This is a genomic window from Ruminococcus flavefaciens MA2007 (assembly GCF_000621845.1).
GTDB classification, from domain to species: Bacteria; Bacillota; Clostridia; order Oscillospirales; family Ruminococcaceae; genus Ruminococcus; species Ruminococcus flavefaciens_E.
Map to the genome: position 1 here is coordinate 36510 of NZ_KK211355.1, position 26903 is coordinate 63412.

General features: G+C 47.3%; 19 protein-coding genes. 15 read left to right on the forward strand and 4 right to left on the reverse strand.

Annotated features, from left to right (window positions below):
* The first annotated feature begins 243 nt into the window (after positions 1-243).
* The gene (locus T497_RS0113215) at positions 244-1686 is read left to right on the forward strand and encodes a spore germination protein (protein WP_028516017.1); all 1443 of its coding nucleotides are present in this window, start codon (positions 244-246) and stop codon (positions 1684-1686) included.
* Entirely contained in the window at positions 1679-2659 is a 981-nt protein-coding gene (locus tag T497_RS0113220; RefSeq protein WP_028516018.1) for a hypothetical protein, read from the forward strand. The genes T497_RS0113215 and T497_RS0113220 overlap by 8 nt, the downstream gene beginning before the upstream one ends.
* Positions 2660-2670: 11 nt before the next feature.
* Here T497_RS0113220 and tadA read toward each other — a convergent pair whose 3' ends face one another.
* Both tadA and T497_RS0113230 read right to left on the reverse strand, forming a co-directional pair.
* Positions 2671-3132: a tRNA adenosine(34) deaminase TadA gene (tadA, locus tag T497_RS0113225; protein ID WP_028516019.1), complete on the reverse strand. Its 462-nt coding sequence runs from the start codon at positions 3130-3132 to the stop codon at positions 2671-2673.
* Between the two features lie 16 nt (positions 3133-3148).
* Positions 3149-4312, reverse strand: coding sequence for a CPBP family intramembrane glutamic endopeptidase (locus T497_RS0113230; RefSeq protein ID WP_028516020.1), 1164 nt, complete (start codon positions 4310-4312; stop codon positions 3149-3151).
* 122 nt (positions 4313-4434) lie between these two features.
* Between T497_RS0113230 and T497_RS0113235 the strand changes: the two genes are divergently transcribed.
* Positions 4435-4962, forward strand: a complete 528-nt coding sequence (locus T497_RS0113235) for a hypothetical protein (protein ID WP_028516021.1) — start codon at positions 4435-4437, stop codon at positions 4960-4962.
* Here the strand turns inward: T497_RS0113235 and T497_RS0113240 are convergent.
* On the reverse strand, positions 4959-5150 hold the full coding sequence (locus tag T497_RS0113240; RefSeq protein WP_028516022.1) for a DUF6472 family protein: 192 nt from the start codon (positions 5148-5150) through the stop codon (positions 4959-4961). The genes T497_RS0113235 and T497_RS0113240 overlap by 4 nt on opposite strands.
* A gap of 550 nt (positions 5151-5700) precedes the next feature.
* On the opposite strand from T497_RS0113240, the gene T497_RS0113245 reads away from it, so the two are divergent.
* The 9 genes from T497_RS0113245 to T497_RS18380 all read left to right on the forward strand — a co-directional run bounded on the left by T497_RS0113245 (position 5701) and on the right by T497_RS18380 (position 23474).
* Positions 5701-7518, forward strand: a complete 1818-nt coding sequence (locus T497_RS0113245) for a phosphoenolpyruvate carboxykinase (GTP) (RefSeq protein WP_196243046.1) — start codon at positions 5701-5703, stop codon at positions 7516-7518.
* 941 nt (positions 7519-8459) lie between these two features.
* Positions 8460-8951 carry a GtrA family protein gene (locus T497_RS0113250; protein WP_037325211.1) on the forward strand — a complete coding sequence of 164 codons (492 nt, stop codon included), beginning with the start codon at positions 8460-8462 and terminating at the stop codon, positions 8949-8951.
* Positions 8944-9945, forward strand: coding sequence for a tRNA dihydrouridine synthase DusB (gene dusB, locus T497_RS0113255; RefSeq protein ID WP_028516025.1), 1002 nt, complete (start codon positions 8944-8946; stop codon positions 9943-9945). The genes T497_RS0113250 and dusB overlap by 8 nt, the downstream gene beginning before the upstream one ends.
* A gap of 329 nt (positions 9946-10274) precedes the next feature.
* Entirely contained in the window at positions 10275-11534 is a 1260-nt protein-coding gene (locus T497_RS0113260) for a CapA family protein (protein WP_028516026.1), read from the forward strand.
* A 532-nt stretch (positions 11535-12066) separates the two neighbouring features.
* On the forward strand, positions 12067-12933 hold the full coding sequence (locus T497_RS0113265) for a cohesin domain-containing protein (RefSeq protein ID WP_028516027.1): 867 nt from the start codon (positions 12067-12069) through the stop codon (positions 12931-12933).
* Between the two features lie 98 nt (positions 12934-13031).
* Positions 13032-15269: a hypothetical protein gene (locus tag T497_RS0113270; RefSeq protein ID WP_028516028.1), complete on the forward strand. Its 2238-nt coding sequence runs from the start codon at positions 13032-13034 to the stop codon at positions 15267-15269.
* A 52-nt stretch (positions 15270-15321) separates the two neighbouring features.
* Positions 15322-19545: a cohesin domain-containing protein gene (locus tag T497_RS0113275; RefSeq protein WP_028516029.1), complete on the forward strand. Its 4224-nt coding sequence runs from the start codon at positions 15322-15324 to the stop codon at positions 19543-19545.
* A gap of 408 nt (positions 19546-19953) precedes the next feature.
* On the forward strand, positions 19954-22470 hold the full coding sequence (locus T497_RS18375) for a cellulose-binding protein CttA-related protein (protein WP_028516030.1): 2517 nt from the start codon (positions 19954-19956) through the stop codon (positions 22468-22470).
* A gap of 140 nt (positions 22471-22610) precedes the next feature.
* Complete coding sequence (locus T497_RS18380; RefSeq protein WP_028516031.1) at positions 22611-23474, forward strand: NPXTG-anchored protein; 864 nt, start codon at positions 22611-22613, stop codon at positions 23472-23474.
* A 57-nt stretch (positions 23475-23531) separates the two neighbouring features.
* Here T497_RS18380 and T497_RS0113290 read toward each other — a convergent pair whose 3' ends face one another.
* Positions 23532-24278 carry a tRNA 2-thiocytidine biosynthesis TtcA family protein gene (locus tag T497_RS0113290; protein WP_028516032.1) on the reverse strand — a complete coding sequence of 249 codons (747 nt, stop codon included), beginning with the start codon at positions 24276-24278 and terminating at the stop codon, positions 23532-23534.
* Positions 24279-24791: 513 nt separating this feature from the next.
* Between T497_RS0113290 and T497_RS0113295 the strand changes: the two genes are divergently transcribed.
* From T497_RS0113295 to metF, 3 genes are read left to right on the forward strand one after another with little or no spacing between them, the layout of a single operon-like run.
* Positions 24792-25295 (forward strand): DUF2500 family protein, encoded by a 504-nt coding sequence (locus tag T497_RS0113295; protein ID WP_028516033.1) that lies wholly within the window; start codon positions 24792-24794, stop codon positions 25293-25295.
* Positions 25296-25351: 56 nt separating this feature from the next.
* Positions 25352-26023 carry a uracil-DNA glycosylase gene (locus T497_RS0113300; RefSeq protein ID WP_028516034.1) on the forward strand — a complete coding sequence of 224 codons (672 nt, stop codon included), beginning with the start codon at positions 25352-25354 and terminating at the stop codon, positions 26021-26023.
* A gap of 11 nt (positions 26024-26034) precedes the next feature.
* Positions 26035-26895, forward strand: coding sequence for a methylenetetrahydrofolate reductase [NAD(P)H] (metF, locus tag T497_RS0113305; RefSeq protein ID WP_028516035.1), 861 nt, complete (start codon positions 26035-26037; stop codon positions 26893-26895).
* Positions 26896-26903 lie beyond the last annotated feature (8 nt).

Sequence of the window (26903 nt, forward strand, 5' to 3'; positions counted from 1 at the left end):
GCTTCTCTTGCAAGGCGGCTCAAATGGGCTGTCGAGGACGCCAGCCCCTACAACAGTTTTAGCCATTCTTTTCGAGACCGTCGGACGCCCAAAGGGCGCCCATACAGATGATACCGTATATGTACGGCTTTACGCGGGCGGCGGAACGCCGCCCCTACAAGCTAACGGCTTTCGGGCGGATAATATCCGCCACTACAGGTATAATAATGCAAAATCGGCGCATAATACCGCTGAGGTGAGATAATGGAGAAAAAACGACTGCTGTCCTCACTTGACCGCAGCATCGACGAGATACGCCGCATTTCGGGAGGCTCGTCCGACGTGCTCATAAACCGTTTCGTGACCGGAGGTATACACTGCGCTCTTCTGTGCTGCGAGGGCATGGTGTCTGCGTCGGTCATCACGGAGCTCATATTCGAGCCAATAACCGATATTCCACAGCAGAAAGACTCCCACGGGCTGTTTCACTATATAAATGAGGAGCTTCTGCTGTCCACTGACCGCCCCGAGGTCGGGGACTACGATACCCTTTTTCAGCTGATGAATTCGGGATTTGCTGTTCTTCTTGCGGAGGGCATGACCACGGGGCTTGCTTTCGGAGTGCAGGGATACAATACAAGGGGAGTTCAGGAGCCTCTCGGCGAGGGCAATATAATGGGTGCGCACGAGGGCTTCACTGAGACTGTCCGCACCAATATGTCGCAGATACGCAGGCGGATAAAGTCTCCCGAGCTGGTCATGGAGCTGTCGAAAAGAGGGGATAAGAGCTACACGGATATCTGCCTGTGCTATATGAAAGACCGCGTACCAAAGGCACTTATGGAGAGGATACGGCGCTCCCTTGACAGAGTGGAGCTTGAAGCGGTGCTGACCACGGGATATCTGCGCCCCTTTGTGGAGAACGGCAGCTTTGAGCTGTTTGATTCCACGGGAACGACGGAGCGCCCCGACGTGCTGTGCTCCAAGCTTATCGAGGGGCGTGTGGCTCTGCTGGTGGACGGCGTTCCATATGCCATAGTAATTCCGCGGCTGTTCTGCGAGAGCTTTCAGACGCTGGACGACTACGCCTACAAGCCCTACTACGCCACTTTCATTCGCTGGCTGAAATACGGGGCTTTTCTCATAGCGGTGCTTCTGCCGTCATTTTATGTTGCCATAGTCATGTATCACCCCGAGCTGCTGAACAGCACATTGTTCATGCTCCTTGTGGATTCGGAGAAAAAAGCTCCGCTGTCCATAGTCACGGAGGCGTTTTTCGTGCTGATAATGTACGAGGTCATACGCGAAGCAGGAGTTCGTCTGCCCAAGCCTGTTGGCGGAGCAGTCAGCATAATCAGCGGACTTATAATCGGTGATGCGGCAGTAAATTCGGGACTGGTCAGTACTCCGCTGCTGACTATGACGGCGCTTTCAGTTCTTGGCGGACTTGTTGTTCCCGAGCTTAATCCGCAGGTGACTGTGCTGAGATTCGTCTTTCTCGCGGCAGGGGGAGCGCTGGGGCTTTTCGGCATAAGTCTCCTTGCCTGTGGGGTGCTGGTGAATATCTGCGCTACGGAGGACTACGGCTTTCCGTACATGGCGCCGCTGTCGCCTTTTAAAAGGTCGGGCATGGGCGATACCGCTGTACGCAGCGGCATAAAGAAGCTTCAGAGCCGCGGCTTTACTGTTGAGGAGTACCATGAATAGGATATCGAAATTTCAGTTTACGGCACTGCTGCTGATAACGGACCTGTTCAGCCTGTGCTGCTTCGGCAGCGTATCTCTCGGGACGCTCTGGGGGATACTGGCAGCTGCGGCAGTCCAGTATCTTGCGGCGATGTGCTTTGCAGTGCAGGGCGGTGCGCTTAAAAAGTGGGCGCAGGTATTTTTTCTTGTCTATGCGGTTTTCAGCGGCGGAGCTCTGTTCGTTTCTCTGTGGCGGACAAGGAGCGTTGTCTATATCCCATATGAGGCAAGTCACGGGATATGGGGAAGTCTCATGACCGCAGGACTTATCGCGCTGGTGTGCCTGTATGCTTCGTCAACAGGGATAAGATTGGTGGCACGGGCTGCTGTCATTGCGGCGGCAATGGCTTTGCTGAGCCTGTCCGTTGACCTTGTCAGCGCGGTTTTCAATGCGGAGTGGAGCAATGTTTCGCTGCCAGAGAAGCGCGGTTTGCTCAGCGAGATAATGAGGGGCTTCGGGCTCAGCGGCAGTCTCGGCAGTATGGCAGTGTGGCTTGACAGCGTCAAGGGCGATAAGAGCAAGGCACTGACGGCGTATTTCGGGGCAAAGGCTGCGGCGGCTGCCGCAGTTATGCTGACGGTGCTGCCTGTGGTGGGCGGTATCATGGAGCTTACGGACTTTCCCGTTATCACGGCTGCGCAGCTCTCCCAGCCCTTTGAGGCGCAGAGGATAGACTCGCTGTTTATGGTGGTCTTCTCGGTTCTGGCTATATTCTCAGTGACCTTGCAGGTCATGACAGGCGCCTATCTGCTGGGAGAGCTAATTCCGCGCTTTCAGCGCTGGCGCAGCCTTACTGTCATTGCTTTGGTTATCGGAGCGGCTTTCATTATCAACGGCAGGGAACTGCTCACGGCACGCGCCTGCGCGGCAGCAGCCGCGCTGCTTATTGCGCCTGTAGGCGCAAAAAAATCCGCTGCCAAAGGCAGCGGATAGGCGCGTGTGTATCAGCTCCGACTTTTCTTTTCGCGGAGCTGTCGGAAAAAATCCGACAGTATAGCGGAGCACTCCTCCTCCATGACGCCGCCCGTTACTTCGGGACGGTAGTTGTAGGGAAGCTCGAACATCTTCTGAACAGATACGGCAGAGCCGCTTTTTACGTCGTATGCTCCGAAAATAACGTTGTCGATACGGGAGTTTATAATAGCTCCGCAGCACATGGGGCAGGGTTCAAGGGTAACGTATATGGCACATTCGGGGAGCCGCCAGCCTCCAAGAGTACGGCAGGCTTCGTCTATAGCCATTATCTCGGCGTGAGCAAGAGCGTTTTTGGCTTTCTCACGCATATTCCGTCCCTCACCGACAATTTCGCCCGTGGTCTTTTTTACCACAACTGCGCCTACGGGGACTTCGCCCTCGTCAAAGGCTTCTCTTGCCAGTTCAAGTGCACGGGACATATATTTATCCATGGAAATGCTCCTTGTTTTATAGTATGAGCTTTATAAGTGCTGCCATTACGCATACGCCCATGACAGCAGGTACAGGATAGCTTCTGAATGCGATGACGAGTCGCTGCCACATAGTTATCTCGGACTTATATGACGCGATCCTGTGGTGGTTCTTTTTCTTGCCGAGTATATATAACAGACTGACTCCTGCAACACCGAATATGAATACCGCAAGGATAAAGATGTTGCGTTTCAGGAAAGCGCTGTCCACTGACGTTGATTCAAGAAGTATCAGCGCCATTCGGTAGAGCTTGAAGATTATCTGAACATATACCGCTGTGAGTATCGAGCCGCTCCTAAGCATTCCTGCGGCGGCAATTGCCGACATGAGCAGTGCGGCAGGGAACTCGCGGACGTCCTGTACAAGAAGCGCCGACATCATTGATGTTATCACAACTGCGAACAGGTCTCCGAACTGGCGGAGAGCTCCGAATATAGCACCTCGGAAAAAGAGCTCCGACATGACCGATACAACGACTATATCGAATATAGCGTAGATGATGAACTGTTTCTGGTCCCATGCAGAGGCGTCGGCGTCTATCTCGCGGAAGTAATTGAACACCTGACGAGTCCTGTTGGTGTATATGTTTGGCAGGCTGGTCACTGCGCTTGCTGCCATTGCCATACAAAGCGATGCTATCATATCCGAGGAATGCCGCAGCTTCGTAATATACTCTGCTTTAACAGGCATTTTCAGCTTTTTGTGCACGTACCATGCAGGCAGCATCACCTTCATAAGACCGATGAGTATGAGAGATGTGACTATCTCGACATCTCCGCCGTAAAAGCCTGTGCTGAAAAACGAGGTATGTATATCAAAGCCGAGAAAGCTGAACAATGATATTACTGCCTTGCCGATGATATTGTCGATAACTACCCACATCAGCATAGCTATGCCTGCAACGTTCATTATCTTTATTACGCAGTTGCGCTCGGCAGTTGGGAGAGACTTGCTTTCAAAGCCCTTTCCGTCTACAAAAACACTTTCTCTGCGGTCCATTTTGAAATTGAATGCATATGGATTATCCTTGTTCTTGCGCCATTTGATAAAGCTTTGATTATAGCCGTCGTCCTGCGTTGAATAGTCGAATTGTTCTACCACGTTGATAATGTTTTTTTCTGAGGTGTCAGTAAGCTGCATTGACTCACCTCCTACAATTTCTCATAATAATAGTATCACATTTTGAGGGGAACAGTGTTGATATTTTAAAGCATTTTTATGAACAATCAGTTAAATTAGTAAAAAATAAAAGGAGACATCTCTTGAACAGATCAATTTTTGCTTCAGCTGCCGTAACAGCGCTGATTTTTTCCGTTGGCTGCGCCTCGGGACGTATACATGAGCGGAGCTATCTCCGCGCTGCCGCAGTTTCACGAAGCGGACAGCTTACCTTTTCTTTCTTTGATGAAGATGAACCCATAGTCGGCAGCGGCGATGATATCGACTCAGCCAAGAGCTCCGCGGAGCTCATTGGCGGCAAGCCTATATTCACAGGCTACACCGAACTCATTGTCGTTGACGGTGCGGACTCGCTGAACCTTCTTGACCATATGCTTGACAGCTGGAAGCTGTCGCCCTCATGCACCGTTGTTTACAGCGGCAGCGGAGAGGAGCTTCTCCGTGAAAATGATACGGAGCAACTTATGGGTATCACCGAGCAGGCTGTGAAGCAGGGGATAGCTCCCGAATGTGACATCATAACCGTGCTGGGAGAGCTCTGCCATAACGGTCAGGCAGAGGTGGCTGAGCTTCGCGCCGACGGCTCGGCGGGCAGCCGCGTCATATATTAATTCTGGTGGCGGACTACTCCGTATTCGTCGTCAAGCCGATAGTACGGACAGGAGTAGTTTGTGCCCTGCAAAAAGCGGTACATCTCGTCCTCGTCGAGGTTTATCATACAGACGTAGCAGTCGTAGTCCTCGTCGTAGACGTAGTTTGTACAGGTCTCGCAGTTGGTGGCTTTTTTCTTTTTATCCATGAGCACTCCTTTCGGGAAAGTTATTTGTCTTTAGTTAGCCTGTAGGGGGCGATGCCTACATCGCCCCGTTAGGTTAATAATAAATCGGGCTGATGTGGGCATCAGCCCCTACATATTCTATTGCAACACGGCGTCCCTTAACGGGCTGTCGAGGACGCCAGCCCCTACATTGGAACGGCGAGGGCGCCGTTCCCTACACACAAAACTAATCAATTATAACACAAATGAGGAGAAAAAGCAATAAAAACCGCAAATTTTCGGGAGAAATTTTTGTTTCATGCATTGACAAAAATATAACAACGTTCCTTTTTTTATATATCACAAAAACGGTTTACCGCTTTTTGCAGGCCGTTAGCCTTCGTTTACAGCAATTTTTGCATTGTTTGCGAGTAATATTGCTATTCCTAAAAAATACCCTCTGCCGCTATTGACACATTGACAAAAAACAGATATAATAGTATCAGAGGAACGTTTGGCTTTTGTCGGACGCTCCGTGCTGCGGTGCTTATTTCCGCACATTACATGATAATTTTTTAGGAGGTATTATACAATGTCACTGACAAAAAACCCTAACGTATTAAAGTGGGTAGACGAAATGGTAGCTCTCTGCCAGCCTGATAAGGTAGTTTGGATCGACGGCTCTCAGGAGCAGATCGACGCTCTTATCGAAGAGGTAACTTCACTCCCCGATGACAGCTGGGACAAAATGTACAAGCTGAATCAGGAAAAGTATCCGAATTGTCTCTATCACAGAACCCGTGCTAACGACGTTGCCCGTGTTGAGGACAGAACTTTCATCTGCTCAAAGGAAAAGAAGGGTGCAGGTCCTACAAACAACTGGATGGCTCCCGATGAGATGAAGGCTCTCCTTACTCCTATGTACAACGGCGTTATGAAGGGCAGAACAATGTACGTTATCCCTTATTCAATGGGACCTATCGGTTCTCCTCTTGCTAAGGTAGGCGTTGAGGTTACTGACTCTATCTACGTTGTTCTTAACATGAACATCATGACACGTATGGGTAAACAGGCTTTCGAGAACCTCGGTGATACTTCCGACGATTTCGTAAGAGGTCTCCACTCAAAGGCTGACGTTGATCCCGAGAAGAGATACATCGTTCAGTTCCCTGAGGAAAATACTATCTGGTCTATCAACTCTGCTTACGGCGGAAACGTTCTCCTCGGCAAGAAGTGCTTCGCACTCCGTATAGCTTCATTCCAGGGTAAGAACGAGGCTTGGATGGCTGAGCATATGCTTATCCTCGGCGTTAAGAAGCCTAACGGCGAAGTTAAGTACATCACAGCTGCATTCCCATCAGCTTGCGGTAAGACCAACTTAGCTATGCTTATCCCGCCAGAGGGATACAAGAAGGACGGCTATGAGATATTCACAGTCGGCGACGATATCGCTTGGATGAAGCCAGGTAAGGACGGCAGACTCTATGCTATCAACCCTGAGAACGGCTTCTTCGGCGTTGCTCCCGGAACAAACGCTAAGTCAAACTACAACGCTCTCGCTTGCACAAAGAACGGCGCTATCTTCACAAACGTTGCTCTCGATAACTCTGACAATACTCCATGGTGGGAGAAGCTCACAGAGAATCCGCCTAAGGATGCTACAGAGTGGAAGGGCGAGAAGGTAGACGGCGAGGCTTATACTGCTGCAGGCAACAAGCTTGCTCATCCGAACTCAAGATTCACAGCTCCTGCTAAGAACTGCCCATGCATCTCTCCTGAGTTCAACAACCCAGAGGGCGTTCCTGTATCTGCTATCATCTTCGGCGGCAGAAGAGCTACAACTGCTCCTCTCGTATATCAGTCATTCGACTGGACACACGGTACATACATCGGTTCAGCTGTTTCTTCTGAGACAACTGCTGCTGCTACAGGTGCTGTAGGCGTACTCCGTCACGATCCTATGGCTATGAAGCCATTCATCGGCTACAACGTAGGCGACTACTGGGCACACTGGCTCGAAATGGGCGCAAGACTCGGCAGCAAGGCTCCTAAGATCTTCAACGTAAACTGGTTCAGAACAGACGATCAGGGCAACTTCCTCTGGCCTGGTTTCGGCGACAACATGAGAGTTCTCGATTGGATCATCAAGAGAGTTGACGGCGAGGTTGACGCTGTTGAGACTCCTATCGGATACCTTCCAAAGCCTGAGGACATCAACCTCAAGGGTATCGAGGACGAGGTAACTCCTGACGCACTCAAGATGCTCCTTACAGTTGATAAGGAAGAGTGGAAGAAGGAGATCGCTGAGATGAGAAGATACTATGACGAGGACATCAAGGCTAAGGGCGGCAATATCCCACAGGCACTTTACGATGAGCTCGACATGATCGAAGCAAATCTCAACAAGTAATATCAAAAGGCGTGACTTTTGTCACGCCTTTTTTAGTTATTAGATGTTAGTGATTAGTAGGGGACGCCGCCCTCGGCGTCCCGAAATAGTTTAAATGCTCTCCGAACGGGGAGCTTTATAAAGAAGAGTGAATAAAGAATAATGAAAAATGAAGAATTTCGGTGTTCGCTGGCGCGGACGTATTTAAATCATATCGGCGCAAGCCGATACAATTATTATTCATTCTTCTTTCTTCTTTCTTATTTAAAGATAAAAAAAGCTCCCCTTATGGGGAGTTTTTTGACATTCCATAGCGGTTGCTGTGAAATGAAAACAGAGCTTGAATATTTTTACAATTGATTCCCGATAATACGCCGAAAAAGCCTTTTTTTAAGCTCGGCGGCGTAAAAGAATCAGTCTATTTGTATTATATCACAGTTTTTGGTTATATACAATAGCAGTATTGCACAAATAAATACTGCCGACTTAGTGTAATATAGATAAATAAATATACTGTCTGTAATGAGGACTCCCTGACTTTTTTAATTTTTGCAAATTTTTGTGACACTTTCACGACCTACTGCGATTATTAATGTGTAAGGGGGCAAAGGGTTTGAAATTTTCAATAATTCCTACAAAATCGCATGAAATGGCTTGCATTTTCCTTCGTAAACTGCTATTATAATAAATATGTATTCAATAACCGCCGTTAGGCGGTTATTGCCCTGAACTATGTTCAGGGAGCGCAAATTCTTTATTAAGTATAGAATTTGCGCGTTATATTTATTGATGTCATGCTCATTTTGCCCTAATGGGCAAAACAAAGTGCAGGAAAGGAGCAGCTTTTTGATTCTTTCTTGCACTTTGACAACTTAAAATTGGCTTTATTATATGTTTTATAGCCAATTTTAAGTTGTTGAGCAGACATTAATAAGGCGTTGTGATTTGAAAGGATATTTAAAATGGAGAAATTTATCAAGTGGTGCGTTTCCATACTCCCCAAGCCATTACAGAAAATATACTATAAATATGAAGAAAAGTGGCTCTATCTCGTTTTCGGCGGACTGACTACCGTCGTGTCTATCGTTACGAAGCTCCTGCTCTTCAAGTTCGTTCCCGGCGAGCCCAAATGGGAGAGTACCGCAGGCGTTGTATTTTCATGGATATGCGCGGTAACATTCGCGTTCTTCACCAACAAGAAGTACGTCTTCAAGAACGAGACCAAGAATGCCAAGGAGTTCTGGAAGGTATTCGCTTCGTTCTACGGCGCAAGACTTGCAACTCTCGGCATGGAGGAGGCTATATTCCTCATCTTCTGCGACTGGCTGGGCATGAGCAAGACCGTTATCACATTCCTCAGTCAGGTGGTAATATTTATCGCAAACTATATTCTCAGTAAGGTCTTTGTTTTCAAGAACAAGGAAAACGATACCGCGGAGCAGCATAATGACTGACACAATTAAAATAGGAAGGGTGACTATCCCCAGAACTGCCGCACTTGCTCCTATGGCAGGAGTTGCAGACAGAGCATACAGGCTCATGTGCAAGAAGTATGGCGCGGCTTACGTGGTCAGCGAAATGGTGTCCGCAAAGGGCATATGCTACAGTGACCGCAAGACTGCGGAGCTCTGCACAGTCACCGACGATGAGCGTCCCATGGCGGTGCAGCTTTTCGGCAGCGAGCCCGACTTCATGGCGGAGGCTGTGAAGATAGTTCTGGAGTACAGGCCCGACATAATCGACATAAATATGGGCTGTCCCGTGCCGAAGGTAGTGGGTACGGGGGCAGGCTCGGCGCTGATGAAGGACATAAAGCTGGCGGCGGATATCACAGAAGCTGCGGTAAAGGCGGCAGGGGAGACTCCTGTCACTGTGAAGATACGCAGCGGCTGGAACGCCGAGAGCATAAACGCTCCCGAAATGGCTAAGGCTCTCGAAGCAGCAGGAGCTGCGGCTGTTGCAGTCCACGGGCGCACGAGGGATATGTTCTACAGCGGCGAGTCCGACAGCAGTGTGATAAAGGCTGTGAAAGAGGCTGTCAGCATTCCTGTTATCGGAAACGGCGATATCACCGACGCCGATTCCTGCGTGAAGATGTACAGCGAGACAGGCTGCGACCTTGTGATGATAGGGCGCGGCAGCTACGGGAATCCATTTATTTTCCGCGAGATAGAAGCGAAGCTTCGCGGCGAAGTCTATGAGCCGCCTGCTCTGGAAACGAAAATGCAGGTCATGCTGGAGCATATCCGCCTGATACTTGAACTCAGCGAAAAGTGTGAGGAGCTCGCCATGCACGAAGCCCGCAAACACGCGGCGTGGTACATGAACGGCTATTACGGCTCGGCAAAATTCCGCGGACGCTGCTATCAGCTTTCCTCCTATGCAGAGGCGGAGGCTCTGGCAGATGAGTTCATTCAGCTTCAGCGCAGCCGACAGGCGAGCCTTTGAGGTCTGTTATACGCTGGGGAATCCGAAATTACGCATTCTGTATACAAAGTGGACAAAACAGCGGATTATCGTCAGAGTGTACAAAAAACACGCATAAACTTCGTATGAATGAACAAATATAGGGTAAAACTAAAGTTGAATAGGAGAATTTGCCGTAAATACGTTGTTTTGTGAGCAAAATTAAGCATTTTGTGCTTAAAACGCGTTGTAAATTCATTTAAGTTTGATACAATTTGTAATTGCCAAATTAAAAATAATGTGATATAATAAAAATGGTAAGTGGCATGATTTTTATGGATTTTATGCCTTTCGCCAAAAAGGAGACCTCTATGAAACTCAGAAAAGGACGTGCCTTCGGCGCAGTTACTGTTCTTGCTGCACTTATCGCAGGAGTAGTAAGCTGTAATGTTGTCGGAAGTACAGAACCTAACAACAAGGAGCCTGTCACAAGCGGCAGTCCTTCCGCCGTAACAACGGAAGCTGCGGAGCCTGCAACAGAGGAACAGCCCGATAAGGTGGTTCATGTTGTGGCGGCAGGCGATAATCTCATACATTATTCGGTATACAAGAATGCCGAAGCACTGGCAGGCGGCGTGGGCTATGACTTCAAGCCCATGTACTCCGAGGTGAAGTACCTCGTTGAAGGTGCTGACCTTGCCATACTCAATCAGGAGACTATCATCTCCCAGAGCAACCCTATCCGCGGTGCGGACGGCGGTCAGCTCATATTCAACTCGCCTCCCGAGGTCGCAGACGCAGTCATAGACCTTGGCTTCGATGTGTTCACTATGGCGAACAATCACCTGCTGGATATGGGGACGGACGGTCTTGAGGAGTCCATAAGATTCTGGAATCAGAAGGCGGAGGAGAACGACCTTACAGTTCTCGGAGCTTACCTGAATGAAGAGGACGCAAACAATATCCGCGTTCGTGAGGTCAACGGCGTCAAGATAGCCTTCCTCGCTTATGCGCACCATATAAACGGCTTTGATTCGCTGCTGGACGACGTTCCGCTGAGAGTCATCAAGAATGAGGAAGAGGACGTCATCGAGAGACAGATAAAGGAAGCCGACCAGTTGGCAGACGTTGTCATCGTATCCGCTCACTGGGGCGAAGATGATACAACTGTGGTCACTGATGACAGAATAGAGCTCGCCAACAAAATGGTTGACTGGGGTGCTGATGTGATACTCGGCTGTCACACACATACCGCAGAGACCATGGAGTGGATAGAGCGCGACGACGGCACAAAGGGCTTCGTTTATTACTCAATGGGCAACTTCATCTGCGCTCAGACCGACAACTTCAACGTTGTTGGAGAGATGCCCGATTTCGATATAGTCATCGACGGAAAGACAAATGAGCTCAGGCTGGAAAACGTGGGCTGTATACCTATTATCATTCATTACGAGAGCGAATTCTCCAACATGAAGATATACCCCTACAGCAAGTATTCACCCGAGCTGGCAGAGCGTCACGGACTCCCGTATGCAGTGCCTCAGGGCTCGTATCCGGAGTTCGGCTGGGACGTCATAAATCGCATAATAGACGAGCAGATTCCTGCGGAATTCAGGAAACTCGACAAATAATTTGATAAATTCATTTTTGGTTCAAATATACGCTTTCACAGGGCTTTTTCGAGATTTTTACCATTGTGCAAACCGTGCAAAAATCACTTTTGCAGTTTATGTAAAATACCAAAAACGATATGAACCTATTTACTTTTTTTTAGACCTGATATATAATGAAATCATGAATAAATATAGATTTGGGATTTAGTATCCCATCACGGCAGTGTGATGCGTCTTGAGACAAAACCACTGCTGGCAGAGCACAAGCTTTTAGTCACAGGCTGACGGCAGAGGGGAGCTTCTGAGAGGCGTGTACATACGTCCGTTCGGAATCTGTTCCATGTGACCGCGGCTCGGACAGCTTAGCCTCGTCTGTATGACTGACAGCGGCTTCACAGCCACCGCTTTGCACAGCTTTCATTCGTATATCGGTGATGTGGTTTTGCAGGGAGGGCGGAACGGTGTATCCGCTGCAATTAAGACATGATATAATAAAAGGGGCGATCGGTTCCTTTGTTATATAACATTATTGAAGAAGGAGGAAAAAATAATGAAGACAAAAAAGGTAGTCGTCGGAGCTTTAGCTGCGATGCTTTCACTTTCAGTCTGCTCACTCGCACCTGCGGTAGCTGCCGGCGAAACAGTGCAGATATCCGTTGGCAAAGTAAACGCAGAGGCAGGTGCAGCATTCTCGGTGGACGTATCGTTGGCTGATATCCCATCTTCCGGCATCCAGTGCCTTGACTTCGCTGTTTCCTATGACAGCAAGGTACTCACAATCGAATCCATAGAGGCAGGAGCACTCGTTAAAAACGGCTCTGACTCAAAGGATCTCTCAGCATCTCTTGCACCTCTCTTCGAGGGCACAGTTAACAGCTCAGAGGGCTGGGCGAGTGCGGCATGGTCCACATCTACTGATGATGCTTCATACTGGCTCAAGAGCGATGGCGTTTTCTGCACCATTAAGGGTAAAGTAGCAAGCGGCGTTGCAAACGGCACAGTTTCTGATCTCAAGATCATTCCTATCGACCGTGAACTTTATTCAAAGTCAGGCGTTAAGAATAAGGAAATCAGCTGTGGCTATGAGAAGGACGGAAAGCCCGTCAAGTATGATACAAAGCTGGTTAACGGCAGCGTTACAGTAGGTACGCCGGTAACAACTACTACACAGCCAACTACAGGCAAGATCACACGCGGTGACGCTAACTGCGACACTCAGGTAGATATGTCTGACGTTGTTCTCATTATGCAGAGCCTTGCTAACCCCAACAAGTACGGCCTTAGCGGTTCGGACGACAAGCACATTACAGCTCAGGGACAGGCAAACGCAGATGTTGATGACAGCGTAAAGGGTATCACAGGCGGAGACGCTCTGAAGATACAGCAGTGGCTGCTCAAGAGCATTTCTGAGCTCTGATCCGAGATTATCTGATTTGTCCCCCTTACAAAGGAATACAAACCCAATTTATGTTTTATTAATAGGCTTAAAAAACCTAAAGAAAGGAATTATTACAAATGAAAAAGTTAATTTCTGCAGTCACATCACTGTGTATGGCTGCATCAATGGTATGCACAGTAGTTCCTGCAACAGTAGGCGCTGCTGACGCTTCCAAGGGATTATCTATTAAAACATATGATATCCAGAATCCAGATGCTGCTTCTGGTAAGTCTGAGATCACAATCAGCAAGAAGGATATTCCTGCTGGCGGTTACACAATCCCATCTGCTGTTTACTACTCAGAGGATACTGATAACTCAACAGGTTCTCTCCTTGCAAGTATCACAACAGATTCTAAGGATATCCAGTTCAAGATGTATGATCCTTCCAAGGACGCTTACACATCTGAGAACAAGTCCTACAAGCTCGGCGATGTAGAGTTCACAACTAACAAGTACATCTCATTCGGCGGCTACTGCAAGAGCGCAAGAGATGGCTACAAGGCTGCTGGTCTCTATCAGATGGCTTGTGAATCTTCACAGACAGCTGCTAAGACAGACAACTACTTTATCGGCTGCTCATGGATGAACAACGGTAAGGATTATAAGTGGGCAGGCGCAAAGTCTGATTCATATCCATTATATGCATTCGACACAATTATCCCACAGAATATTGCTGCTGGTACATATAAGGTTATGTTCTGTGACTACAACACAGACGCTACAGGCAAGAACGACAATCCTTGCCCAATGGTTGAGAGCGCTGGCACAAGATACACCAAGAAGGAAGGCAACCTCAAGCTCAGCGAGCTCACAATCAAGGTTACTGACGGTAATACAGATGCAACAACTACAACTAAGCCTGCTGTTACAACAACAACTACAACAATCAAGACTCCGAATCCAACAACAACAACTACAGTTAAGCCTGTAGGTGATGCTGATATCACATTCGAGTTTGTTGATTTCAAGACAGGCAAGAGCTCTGGTACATACAAGCCAGGCGATACAATCGAAGTTGACGTTAACATCAAGGCTGGCGGCAAGCCTGTATCAGCTACAGATGTTCAGTTCAAGGCTAACGGTCTTGAAGTTACTGAGATCGGCGAGAGCGCAGGCGCATTCGACGGCGTATCTGTAAACTCTAACCTCAAGGAACTCCGTGCAAGCTATCCTTCACTTAACGGCGATACACCTATGGTTCCAGAGGACGGCAAGTCTGCATTCATGCTCACAGTTAAGGTTCCTGCTGACGCTAAGGACGGTACTTACACACTTGACTTTGACAGCCAGTGCAAGATCTTCAAGGATAACACAAGCTTCAACTATAAGACAGCTTCAACTCCTCTTACTGTAACTGTTGGCAATCCTCCTGTAAATCAGGATACAACAACAACTACAACTGTTACAACAGCAAAGGATCCTGGTAAGACAACAACAACTACAGTTAAGCCTGTAGGTGATGCTGATATCACATTTGACTTCGTTGATTTCAAGACACAGAAGACAGCTATCAGCGCTAAGGCTGGCGATGAGATCGAGGTTGACGTTAACATCAAGGCTAACGGCAAGCCTGTATCAGCTACAGACGTACAGTTCAAGGCTACAAACGGTCTTGTTTTAAGCGACATCGGTGAGAGCGCAGGCGCATTCGACGGCGTATCTGTAAACTCTAACCTCAAGGAACTCCGTGCAAGCTATCCTTCACTCAACGGTGATACACCTATGGTTCCAGAGGACGGTAAGTCAGCATTCATGCTCACAGTTAAGGTTCCTGCAAATGCTAAGGACGGCGACGTTTATACACTCGGCTTCGACAGCCAGTGCAAGATCTTCAAGGATAACACAAGCTTTAACTACAAGACAGACTTCACTCCTCTTACAATCACAATCGGTGACTACGTAGTTACAACAACTTCAACTACAGCAGTTACAACTACAACAGTTACAACAACTGTTAAGCCAGATCCTACAACATCAACAACAACTACAACTCCTGATCCTCAGCCTGGCAAGACCATCAAGGTTACTATGTGGGGCGACGCTAACTGCGACGGCAAGGTAAACGTTGCTGACGTTGTTGCAATCAGAAACATGACAGCTGATATGGATGCATTCCTCGCAGACGCTGGTTTCGCATTCGATAAGGCTCAGGGCAGAGTAAACGCAGACGTTGTTGATCCTCAGGATATCACAGGCGCTGCTTGCGATCCTGCTAAGGTTAAGATCACAGGTGCTGATGCTGACCTTATCATCAACTACATCATTTCTAACGGTTACGATATGGCTAAGGCTGTAACACCTAAGAAGTCCTAAGTAAGAAACATCAATTAAATAAGAGCAATTTGCTCGGAAAGGAAATGCACTGATGAAGAAACTGCTTTCAGCAGTTACATCCGTTGCCATGAGCTTCTCGCTCATGGCAGGTGCATTTGCTTCGCCAGTTAGTGCTGCGGGCGGTAATACTGCTTCGCAGCCTAAACTTAATATGGGCGGAGTACTGGATGTTTCTGCTAATAAAAATGCCGGTGAATCAGTTGAGTGGAACATAGGCACAGCAATTGCTGCTCCTGGTATGTCTGTAACAGTACCAGTAGTAGTAAGCAAGTCTACCCTCGAGGTAACAAGTGCTCAGTTCAAGATCAACCCCGCTTCACCTATCAAGCTCAAGTCTGTTAAGGCAGGCGAGGCTTACGGTGCAAATGCTTCTTTTGACGGTAATGTTATCGTTCTTGAGAGAAGCAGCGGTAAGGGCGTTGTTGCTGCCAACGATTCAGTGGTTCTCAACTTAACATTTTCTGTTCCAAGTGATTGTGCTGAAGGCGACTATGCAGTAGAGGCTTCTGACCTCTTCGTTAGTAACGCAAAGAGCGCTGATATTACATCAAGTGTAAAGTTCGGTGCAGGTACAATCAAGGTACAGAAGGACGTTCCTAATGGTAACGTTTCATGGATACTCGACAATGTGGAGGGTGCTCCCGGTGAAACAGTTACATTAAAGGCTTATGTCAGCAATACTGACGGAGCTCTCGCAGTAGCAGGCGCTCAGTTCGGTATCAAGACAGAGTCTCCAATCGAATTCAAGTCACTCAAGGAAGGCGGAGCTTATGCTTCTCCTATTGCTTTTGATGAGAAGGTTCAGACCTACGTATTCGATTCAGGTTCAGGTAAGGGCGTTATCGCTGGCGATAAGTCCACTATCATGAACATTTCTTATACTATCCCGTCTACTTGCCCCGAGGGAACATACAAGGTCTCATGGGATAACGGCGTGGTTAGTGACGGACATTCAGCTGACATTACCTCTAAGGTAAAGTTCGTTGACGGTTCTATCAAGGTAACAAAGGGCGTTACTTCCAATAAGGTAACATGGACACTCAGCAACGAGACAGCTAAGGCAGGAGACGTTGTTACTATGACAGCAAAGGTTTCCGATAAGTCCAATGCAGGTCTCAAGGTCGGCGGCGCTCAGTTCATGCTCGACGCTAAGTCTCCTATTACTTATAATGACAAGATCGCTGAGGGCAACGCTTACGGCGCTGCTATCAAGTACACAAAGGGTACAGACAGATTCGTGTTTGACCTTAACGGTGCAGGCAAGGCTGCTGCTGACGATTCAACTATCTTCAGCGTAGACTTCAAGGTACCTGACAATTGTCCTGACGGCGTTTATACTGTAAAGTGGGCTGATACCTTCGTTTCAGACGGCAAGGCTAACGACGTTACAAAGGACATCGTTCTGGTTGACGGTTCTATCACAGTAGGAACTGTTCAGACAGACAAGGGAACAGCTACTTGGGTTATCCCAAGCGAAGTACAGGCAGAACCCGGTTCGTCAGTAGAGCTCGTTGCTAAGGTAAAGGGCGATTCTGACCTCTCAGTTGCAGGTGCTCAGTTCTCTATCGTAGGCACAGATCCTACAAAGCTCAACAGCATTACAGGTAAGCCTTACGGCTTTACACTTTCTTCCGATCCTGAGTACAAGGCTAACTGCATTTTCGAGAATGCAACAGGCGCTACTGCTAAGGACGGAGACGTACTCTTCACAATCAAGTTTGACGTTCCTGCAGGCACACCTGACGGACTTTATCCTGTAAAGTGGTCCAAGCAGTTCGTTACAAACGACAAGAGTGTTGATATCACAAAGAATGTAACATTTGTTGACGGTAGCATCAGAGTTGGCAAGGGTACAACTACAACCACAGTAACTGGTACCGGTACAACAACAACTGTAACAGGCACAACAACAACATTACCTACAGGCGCTCTTATCTGGCAGATCGACACAAAGCAGATCGAGGTTCCAGCAGTGGATACTAAGGTTGAGCTCAGAGTCTATGTAAACGATAAGAACGATGCTAAGGTAGGCGTTGCAGGTGCTCAGTTCCGCATTACCAATGCAAAGGAGATCACATTTGATTCCGCTAAGGGTTCTGACGCATACAATGCTAAGTTTGAGACAGATACAAAGACAGCAGGCGTTGACAAGAGCGCTGTAATGTTCGTATCTGACGATCTCAAGAATGCTGTAGCAGCAAACAATGCTGACGTTGCAGTTCTTACATTCACAGTTCCTGCTAACACACCAGAGGGAACATACGTTGTTGGATTTGCTGACAATTCACTTTTCGTAACTGATGAAAAGTGCAAGGACATCACTAAGAATATCATCGGTCTTGACGGTGCTATCATCATCAAGAAGCCCGATCCTGATGTTCCCGTTTCATCATCAACAACAACAACAACAACAACTGTTACAGGAAGCAGCACATCTTCTACTTCTTCTGTAACAGGCACAACAACAACTGTTACAGGAAGCAGCACATCTTCAACTTCTTCTGTAACAGGCACAACAACAACTGTTACAGGAAGCAGCACATCTTCAACTTCTTCTGTAACAGGCACAACAACAACTGTTACAGGAAGCAGCACATCTTCAACTTCTTCTGTAACAGGCACATCAACAACAGTTACAGGAAGCAGCACATCTTCAACTTCTACTGTAACTACAGTAACAACAACAATACCTGACGGTGCTATCATCTGGAAGCTTGACACGGTTCACGCTGTTCCCGGTGAGACTGTTAAGGTTAAGATGGTTGTAATTGATTCCAATAAGGTAAATCTCGGCATTGCAGCTGCTCAGTTCTCAGTAACACCTTCTATCACAGGCAATACAGGTGCAGAGCTCACATCTGTCGGCGAAGCATCAGCTTATGGTTCAAAGGTTGTTAAGGGACCTGACAACAACATCAGATTTGTCTTTGAGGACAAGGATGCTCATGTTGCAGCAGACGGTGCAACAGTTGCTGAGTTCAGCTACACAGTCGGCAAGGACGCAGTTCCAGGCAAGGATATCGATCTTGTTATAAGCGATCTCTTTGTTTCAAACGGCAAGTCAGTTGATATCTCTAAGTATGTAATTGGCATAGATGGTAAGATCATTGTTGATGCACCATCTATTGATCCAACTTCAACTACAACCACAACAACTGGTACAAGTACAACAACTGGTACAAGTACAACAACTGGTACAAGTACAACAACTGGTACAGGTACAACAACTGGTACAGGTACAACAACTGGTACAGGTACAACAAGTGGTACAGGTACAACAACAACTGTTACAGGAAGCAGTACATCATCAACTTCTTCTGCAACAGGTACTACATCAACAGGTACAGGCACTACATCAACAGGTACAGGTACTACAAATACAAGTACAACAACAACTGTAACAGGCAGCAGCACATCTACATCTACTGCTACAACTACAGGTACAGGTACAGTTCTGAACGTAACCTTTACAACTACATCTAATCCATGGGGTATCCTTGATCCCGTAACCTATACAACTACTACAGTTGACGGTTACCTCTACTCATATGGAACAGTTAAGACTCAGGCAGGCTTCTACTTCAGCCACGATAACGGTATCCGTGCAAAGGGCGACAAGGGCGGCTTCAATCCTGATCAGGTTGTAGAGCTTCAGATCTACGATGTATTCAAGGATGGAACAATTAAGCTCAGAGAATCTATTGACAGAAGCTGGATCAACTTTGGTCAGGCTACACCTGAAAAGGTTTACAACAGCAGGACTCACACTGACGGTAAGACCACTATCGATGACTTCAAGTATGAGATCCCTGTAATGTACGGCAATATGTCTGTAGTAAATACTCAGGGCGAGGCACTTACAGTTCCTGTATACATTGGCGTTAAGGGCGATGTAAACCTTGATAACAAGGTTAACGCAGTTGACGCTTCAACAGCACTTTCGTACTACGCTTCTTACCAGACAAATGGTAATACAAAGACGTCTGTAATATGCCAGAATGACAAGAATGGTCTCACAGTAACATCTCCTACAGATATACTCGATCATTTCGCAGCATTCCTCGGCGACGTTGATACAAACGAGTACGATCCGAATAACTGGAAGACAATGAAGGGCGACAGAACAGTAAACGCTGTTGACGCTTCTTACATCCTTTCATTCTACGCTGAGAGACAGCGTTCCGCTAATAAGGATAAGTCGGCTAACGACCTCTGGAATGATGTTCTTGGCGATGTAAGATTCGGTACAAAGTAAAAAACGCTAAAAAAGCAGGTCTTTCGACCTGCTTTTTTACATTATATACCGCTTGACAAAGACGATGGTAAGATGATATAATACCAATTGTAAGAGAAATTAAGCCAAAATAACAAATGAAATAATACTAAAAGTTCATTTGAATGAAAATATTACGATTCATATAGAGCTATATTGTGAAAAAGCTACAAAAAACGGGAATATTAATCGGCAATAATTTTTTGAAAAAATGTACTGTTCTGCTTGACTTATTGGACTATGTGTGATAAAATGTAGTTATGAATTTTGGGGCGGAGTATATATATACGCATATATCACCCGAAATTTAGCCTAATGCACAGACACCTTATGTAATAATAAGTACGTCTTGGCAAAAGGGGAATAAACATGTTAGAGAGGTATAGGACAATGAAGAATTCATTATTCAAAAGGGCTATCGCAGCAGCTGCAGCTGTTCCGCTCGCTCTTACACAGTGTCTCACATTTGCAAACGCTGTAGAAAGTGACACTGCAACAACTACTGCAAACGTTCAGGCGCAGAGCCAGGAAAGCATACTTAAGGCTTTACTCGCTATCCCTGGTGACGCTAAGATTTTAGGACCTAATGAAAAGGGTGCTGCATACAATCGTCAGCAGTCAACATGGGAGCAGACAGCTCTCTTCCTTCTGAACAATATTGGCGCAAAAGACGGAAGCATCGACCTCACTCCTTATGTTGAGAAGGTTGTAGCTAATGCAGGCAGTTACAGCGATGTAGCAGAAAAGTGTGCAGAGCTTTTAGATGGTCAGAAAGTTGATTATACATTTGACGGTAAGGTGCTCAAGATTACAGGCAAGATTAACAAGCCTGATTACAATGCAATTATCAAGGCTGGTATCGGAAAGAAAGAAATTCCAACACAGTCTCCTAAGAAGGCTCCACAGAAGGTTGCAGGCCGTTATATGGCACCAGCAAGCAATGTAGAGATTCCAGAAGAGTATCTTGCATTTATTCCAGAAGGCTATGATGTAGAAAAGCTCAAGAGTATTGATGTTGCTGCGTTCGAAAAGAAGAACCCCGGCTTCATTGATGAAGTAATAAAGACAATCCCTGAGGAGAAGAGACCCGCAGCAGATGTTGTTGAAGGACTTAAGTCAGGTGAGAAGACAATTGCTGATCTTACAAACGAGCAGATCGTTGATGTAGCTCAGGGTTATGTTGCTGTACAGGTTGAAAAGGCTTTCAGCAGCGAGAAGCTTGACGCAATCAGAATTGATGGTACATTTGAACTTATAATAGATGGTTCAAAGCTTGATGCTAATCAGACAATAACTGCTGAACTCAAGTATACTTGTGGAGATGGCGAGACTTATGTAGCTGGTCAGATTCCTGGTGTATTAAAGCAGAAGTTCAGCGATATCAAGAAGACAGCTGATGAGGAGATAAATGCTCAGATTGATCCTAAGTACAATTATCTTGTACAGGACGAGTTTGACAAGGTTATCGACAAGCTCATCAAGGCAGCTACAAAGGCTGACAACGGCGTTACAAAGGCACTTGCTTTTGACTGGAACTACACAACAGCTCAGGAGAAGAACAATGCTGCTGACGCTATCACAAAGCTGAATGCTAAGATCAAGAGCTTTGGCATCAACAAGCAGCTCCCACCAACAGCAAGCGATATCGCTTCTAATTCAAAGGTTGCTGCTGCATTTGCAGAGATCTCCGAGAAGACAAACGGTAAGGTTACAATTTCTGCTGCTGAGGTTGGCAAGTTAGCTGACGAGGTTGGCGGAAGAAGCATCAAGAAGGGCGACGATGTAGTAGTTTCTACAGACCTCAGCGCAAACATCTTCGGCGGCGTTGGTTCATTCACAGCTGCATTCGATGATGATGCTGACGAAGTTGCTGTTCTTAAGAAGAAGGTAGAGGCTGACGGCTATCAGCTCGTAGGTTCTTACAAGAAGGCTTACGCAAGAGTAGACTTCAGCGACATCAAGGACACAGGTAAGGCAAGCCTTTCACTCAGCCTTGACAGAATCCTTGTAACTGATACAACAACAACTACAACTTCTACAACAACTACAACAACTTCATCTACAACATCTTCATCTACAACAACATCATCAACAACATCTTCATCTACATCTTCATCAACAACATCATCTTCTACAACAACATCAACAACTTCATCTTCTACAACAACATCAACAACATCATCTTCTACAACAACATCAACAACTACTACACCTCCTGATACAAAGAAGATCAAGAAGCAGTACGCTAAGGCTGGCTACAAGACAACTGCTGCATTCTACCTCAACACAGAGGAAGAGTTCAACAAGAAGCAGATCTCCAATGTAGCACTCGTTATCGAGTACACAGACGGTACTTCCGAGGAGAGAACAGTTGCTGCTGACGATATCAACTTCGGTACAGCTAAGCCAACTAACACATACGAAAAGGGCAACACAACATTCAAGTATGATGTTCCTGTATTCGTAAAGGATACAGCTCTTACAGATGCTGACGGTAAGGCAATCACAGTTGAGGCTTACATCGGCGTAAGAGGTGACGCTGACCTTGACAACACAGCAAACGCTGTTGACGCTTCTGTAGTTCTTACATACTATGCTAAGCTCCAGACAGGCGGCAAGGCTGCAAGAACTCAGCTTTCTACAAGCCCACTTGTAAAGGCTGCAAGTGATATCTACGATGATTTCGCTGCTTACCTCGCTGATGTATATTACGATGTTGAGAATGGCGTAATATTTGATAACCTTACAGACAAGGCTACAAGAAAGAACACTATCAACGCTGTTGACGCTTCTTCAATCCTCCAGTTCTATGCAAAGAGACAGGTTTCTGATAACCAGAACAAGTCTGATGCAGTTCTCTGGGCTGACGTTGACGCTAACATAGGCAACAGCGAGTCAAATCAGTAAGTAAATATACTGATACTTATCAATGTGAATTATCTGCCGTCGCAAAACGGCGGCAGATATAAAATTTAATATTTATGATGTTAGCCGCCGTATCTGCGACGGAAAAACATATATAAAAAATCTGAAAGGAAATAATAACAATGAAGACGAACACTATTAAGCGTGCTTTCGCTGCACTGGCAGTTTCCGCTGTAGCACTTTCAGCAACTGCTATTAATGCTTCTGCTGAGACAGCTGTAGGCTATACTTCTACAGGCAAGGCAGCAGGATTCACAGGAGCTTCACTTGAGCTCACACAGAAGACAATCACTCTTGACGAGGCTAAGAATGCTCAGATGATCACACTTTCTGCTAAGAGCACAAACGGCACAAAGTTTGATTCAACAGGTATCCACATCACATATGATGCTGGTCTTGAGCTTGTTCCAATCACAATTAAGGGCAAGAACGTAAACGCTGAGGATATGCAGGTTTACGGTACATACAAGGCTGTAACAGACGGCGACAACGGCCTCTTCCTTACATTTGGTAACGACGAGACATTCAGCGCTGCTGCTGACGGTACTGCTCTTTGGCAGTTCCAGCTCAAGGTTAAGAACCCAGAGGCTGGTAAGAAGTACCCAATCAACGTTTCTTTCACTGACGGTGACCTCTTTGACCTCAAGGGAAGCGCTGATACTGAGAAGATCAGAGACTATGCTTTCTCTAACGTAACTCAGGGTTACATCGAGATCGTAGCTCCTCCAACTACAACAACAACAACAGCTACAACAACAACAACTTCTACAACAACATCTACAACAACAACTACAACAACTCCTACATCATCTACAACTAAGGCAAGCGCTACAACAACTAAGGCTGCAACAACAACTAAGAAGGTAAGCACAACAGCTGCTAACGCTAACTCACCTAAGACAGGTGTTCCTGGTGCTGGCATCGCTGTAGCAGGTCTTGCTGTTGCAATCGGTACTGCATTCGTTCTCAGAAAGAAGGAAGACTAATTAATTAGTCCCATCTTAATGGAATAATTAAAGGCTCTCCAATCGGAGAGCCTTTTTTTAGTCTTTTTTAGTTGGCGGAGTCCAGTTTATTCCGCCCCAGCCGTCAACGTTGGCACGGCACATAGCACCGAAGAGCCTGTCCTTGAAGCCGTGGTCATTACGCTCCATATCTGCAAGGAAGTCCTTGGTCTTCTGGCGGTTGGTGTGACCGTCAGCAGGACAGACGGATCTCACAATAGGGAGCTCGTTTTTGCGGGCTGCGCGGCGTATCTCCTTTTCGGGAGCAAGCACCAGCGGACGTATAACAGTCACTTTTTTGTGGCTCAGGTAGGTGCTTGGTGCAAAGCAGCCGATACGTCCCTCGGTAAAGAGATTCATCACGAATGTCTCAACTGCGTCGTCGTAGTTGTGCCCGAGAGCTACCTTGTTGCAGCCGAGCTCGTTAGCGGCGTCGTGGAGTGCTCCGCGGCGCATACGTGCGCAGAGACTGCACGGGCTGGGCTCCTTGCGGACGTCGAACACTATCTCGCCTATCTGAGTAGGGATAACGCGGTACTCCACGCCCATTTTTTCGCAGCGTTCCGCAATGGGGGAGAAGTCGGGCTTCTTGTCCTTGAACCCCATATCGAGGGTGACAGCGACGACTTCATAGTCGATACCGATGAATCGGCGCAGGAGCACAAGACCCTCTAAAAGCACAAGGCTGTCCTTGCCGCCCGAGACTCCTACGAGTATGCGGTCACCGTCGCTGATGAGCCCGTAGTTCTGAATGGCTTTTCGCATATATCCGAGAATTTTCTGCATAATATCTCTCCAAAACGTTTTTCTTGATTATATCACATCTAAAAGTAAAATGCAACTAAATAAGGAAATCCATGTAGGGGACGGCGTCCTCGACGTCCCAGCGTAGGGGCGGATATTATCCGCCCGGTAAGGGACGCCCTCTCTTGCAGGGCGTCCCTCTTAAAAAAACAGTCCAGTGGACTGTTTGGGGAAGAGGGTGACTCCCCATGGGGTGGGGAGATGTCGCAACGCGACAGAGAGGACGGACACGATTAGGGGACCTTGCAAGTGAAGGCGTCCCTAATGGGACGTCGAGGACGCCGTCCCCTACAAATAGATCATTTATAATAAATATGCATTTTGCGGGACGCCGAGGGCGGCGTCCCCTACAGATAATAATCACTTTTTTCGGAAATTTGCAAATTTTTCTTGCAAAGTAAGAAAAAATATATTATAATAGAAATGGTAACTTTTCGGGATTTGTCCCGAATCCAGCAAATCAGAAAGGAGCGGCGCATTTGCGCCTTTAAAACAATGACAGAACAGCTGAAAAACCTGCTAATTTTACTGGCGGCGATAGTTGTCGTACTTATCCTTGTCATACTTCTTTTCAGCGGCAAAAGCTCGTTCAGACGCCTGCTTTCACTATTCCTTGAAGAGCGCGAGGACTACGAAGGCGACGATGACGGGGACGGCGGCGAGAGAGCTATGCCTGTCAAGCAGCAGACTCCCACACAGCGCAGAAGAGCAGCAATAGAGGAAAACGTGCAGAAGCGTACCTCTGAGCCTATTGTCGAAATGGCTACACTGGTTCGTAAAAGCGATGACCGCCTCAGAGTTATAGAGAGTACAGGTCAGGTAAGACTCGTTGACGAGTACTACGAGCTTATCTTTGTAACACGTAAGGGACAGAAGCTAAAGATAGAATGCTCTGCCGAGGCTTACGAAAAGGTGCCCTTCAATCAGCAGGGCTCGCTTACATACAAACGCAATACCCTTGTAAAGTTCAAGTACTACGAGGATACTGTATTTAATTGACATCAGGGGGACGGCTTAGTGTCGTCCCATATTTGTATACGAATGGACGTGGGCATATGGTAAACTTTAATAACGACTGGGACGGGCTTCTCAAAGGCGAATTCGATAAGGAATATTACCTGAAGCTCCGCCAGACTCTCATAAACGAGTACAGAACACAGCGTATCTACCCCAATATGTATGATATCTTCAACGCTATGAAGCTGACCTCATACGACGATGTAAGGTGCGTTATCATCGGTCAGGATCCCTACCACGGCGAGGGACAGGCTCACGGACTGAGCTTTTCTGTACGCAAGGGCGTAGCTCCGCCGCCGTCGCTGGTGAATATCTTCAAGGAGATACGGGACGACGTGGGTATAGACAATCTCGGCAAGCATGGCGAGCTGACCAAATGGGCGCAGGAGGGCGTTCTCCTGCTGAATTCAGTTCTCACTGTCCGCGCAGACCAGGCAAGAAGCCACCGCGGTCTGGGCTGGGAGAACTTCACCACCGACGTTATACAGCTTCTCAACAAGCGCGAGAAGCCAATGGTGTTCATGCTCTGGGGCGGCGACGCCAAGGCAAAACAGCAGTTCATCACCAATCCCAACCACCTTATACTCAAGGCGGCTCACCCAAGTCCGCTGTCGGCGTATAACGGCTTCTTCGGGTGCAGACATTTTTCAAAGGCAAACGAGTTTCTCCGCGCACATGGCTTGGGAGAAATAGACTGGTCAATAGATTAACGGAGGAAATTATGCATATAAAGGAACTTTTCTGCAAAAAGACCGTTTTTTCATTCGAGGTTTTCCCGCCCAAGAAGGACAGCCCCGTGGACATAATATATGATACCCTTGATGAGCTTCAGGGACTTTCTCCCGATTTCATCAGCGTTACATTCGGCGCAGGCGGAAGCGGCAACAGCAAGCACGCCTTGGAGATAGCTTCAAAGATAAAGGACAGCGGCACTATACCAATGCTCCACCTGCCCTGTATCAACTTCACCAAGGCTGAGATAGACGCAGCTCTCAGTGAAGCACAGCAGCGCGGCATTGAGAATATCCTCGCCCTCCGCGGCGACATCAATCCCGATATACCGCCTGTGGACGATTTCCACCATGCAAGCGACCTTATCACTTATATAAAGTCCAAGGGCGATTTCGATATCGCAGGAGCCTGCTATCCCGAGTGTCACCCCGACGCTGCGGATATGATAGAGGACATCAAGAACCTCAAAGCCAAGGTGGACGCAGGCGCTGACCACCTTATCTCGCAGCTTTTCTTCGATAACGACAGCTTCTACGCATTCCGCGAAAAGGCTGCTATCGCAGGCATAAACGTGCCTATTGAGGCAGGTATCATGCCTGTTGTAAACAAGAATCAGATAGAGCGCATGGTAACTACCTGCGGAGCAAGTCTCCCTGCAAAGTTCGTGCGTATCATGACCAAGTACGAGCACAGTCCCGAGGCTCTCCGCGACGCAGGAATAGCCTATGCGGTAAACCAGATAGTTGACCTTGTGGCAAGCGGAGTCGACGGAATACACCTCTACACCATGAACAAGCCCTACGTGGCACGTAAGATATGCGAGGCTGTTTCGGGCATAATAGGTGCGTAATGGAGCTG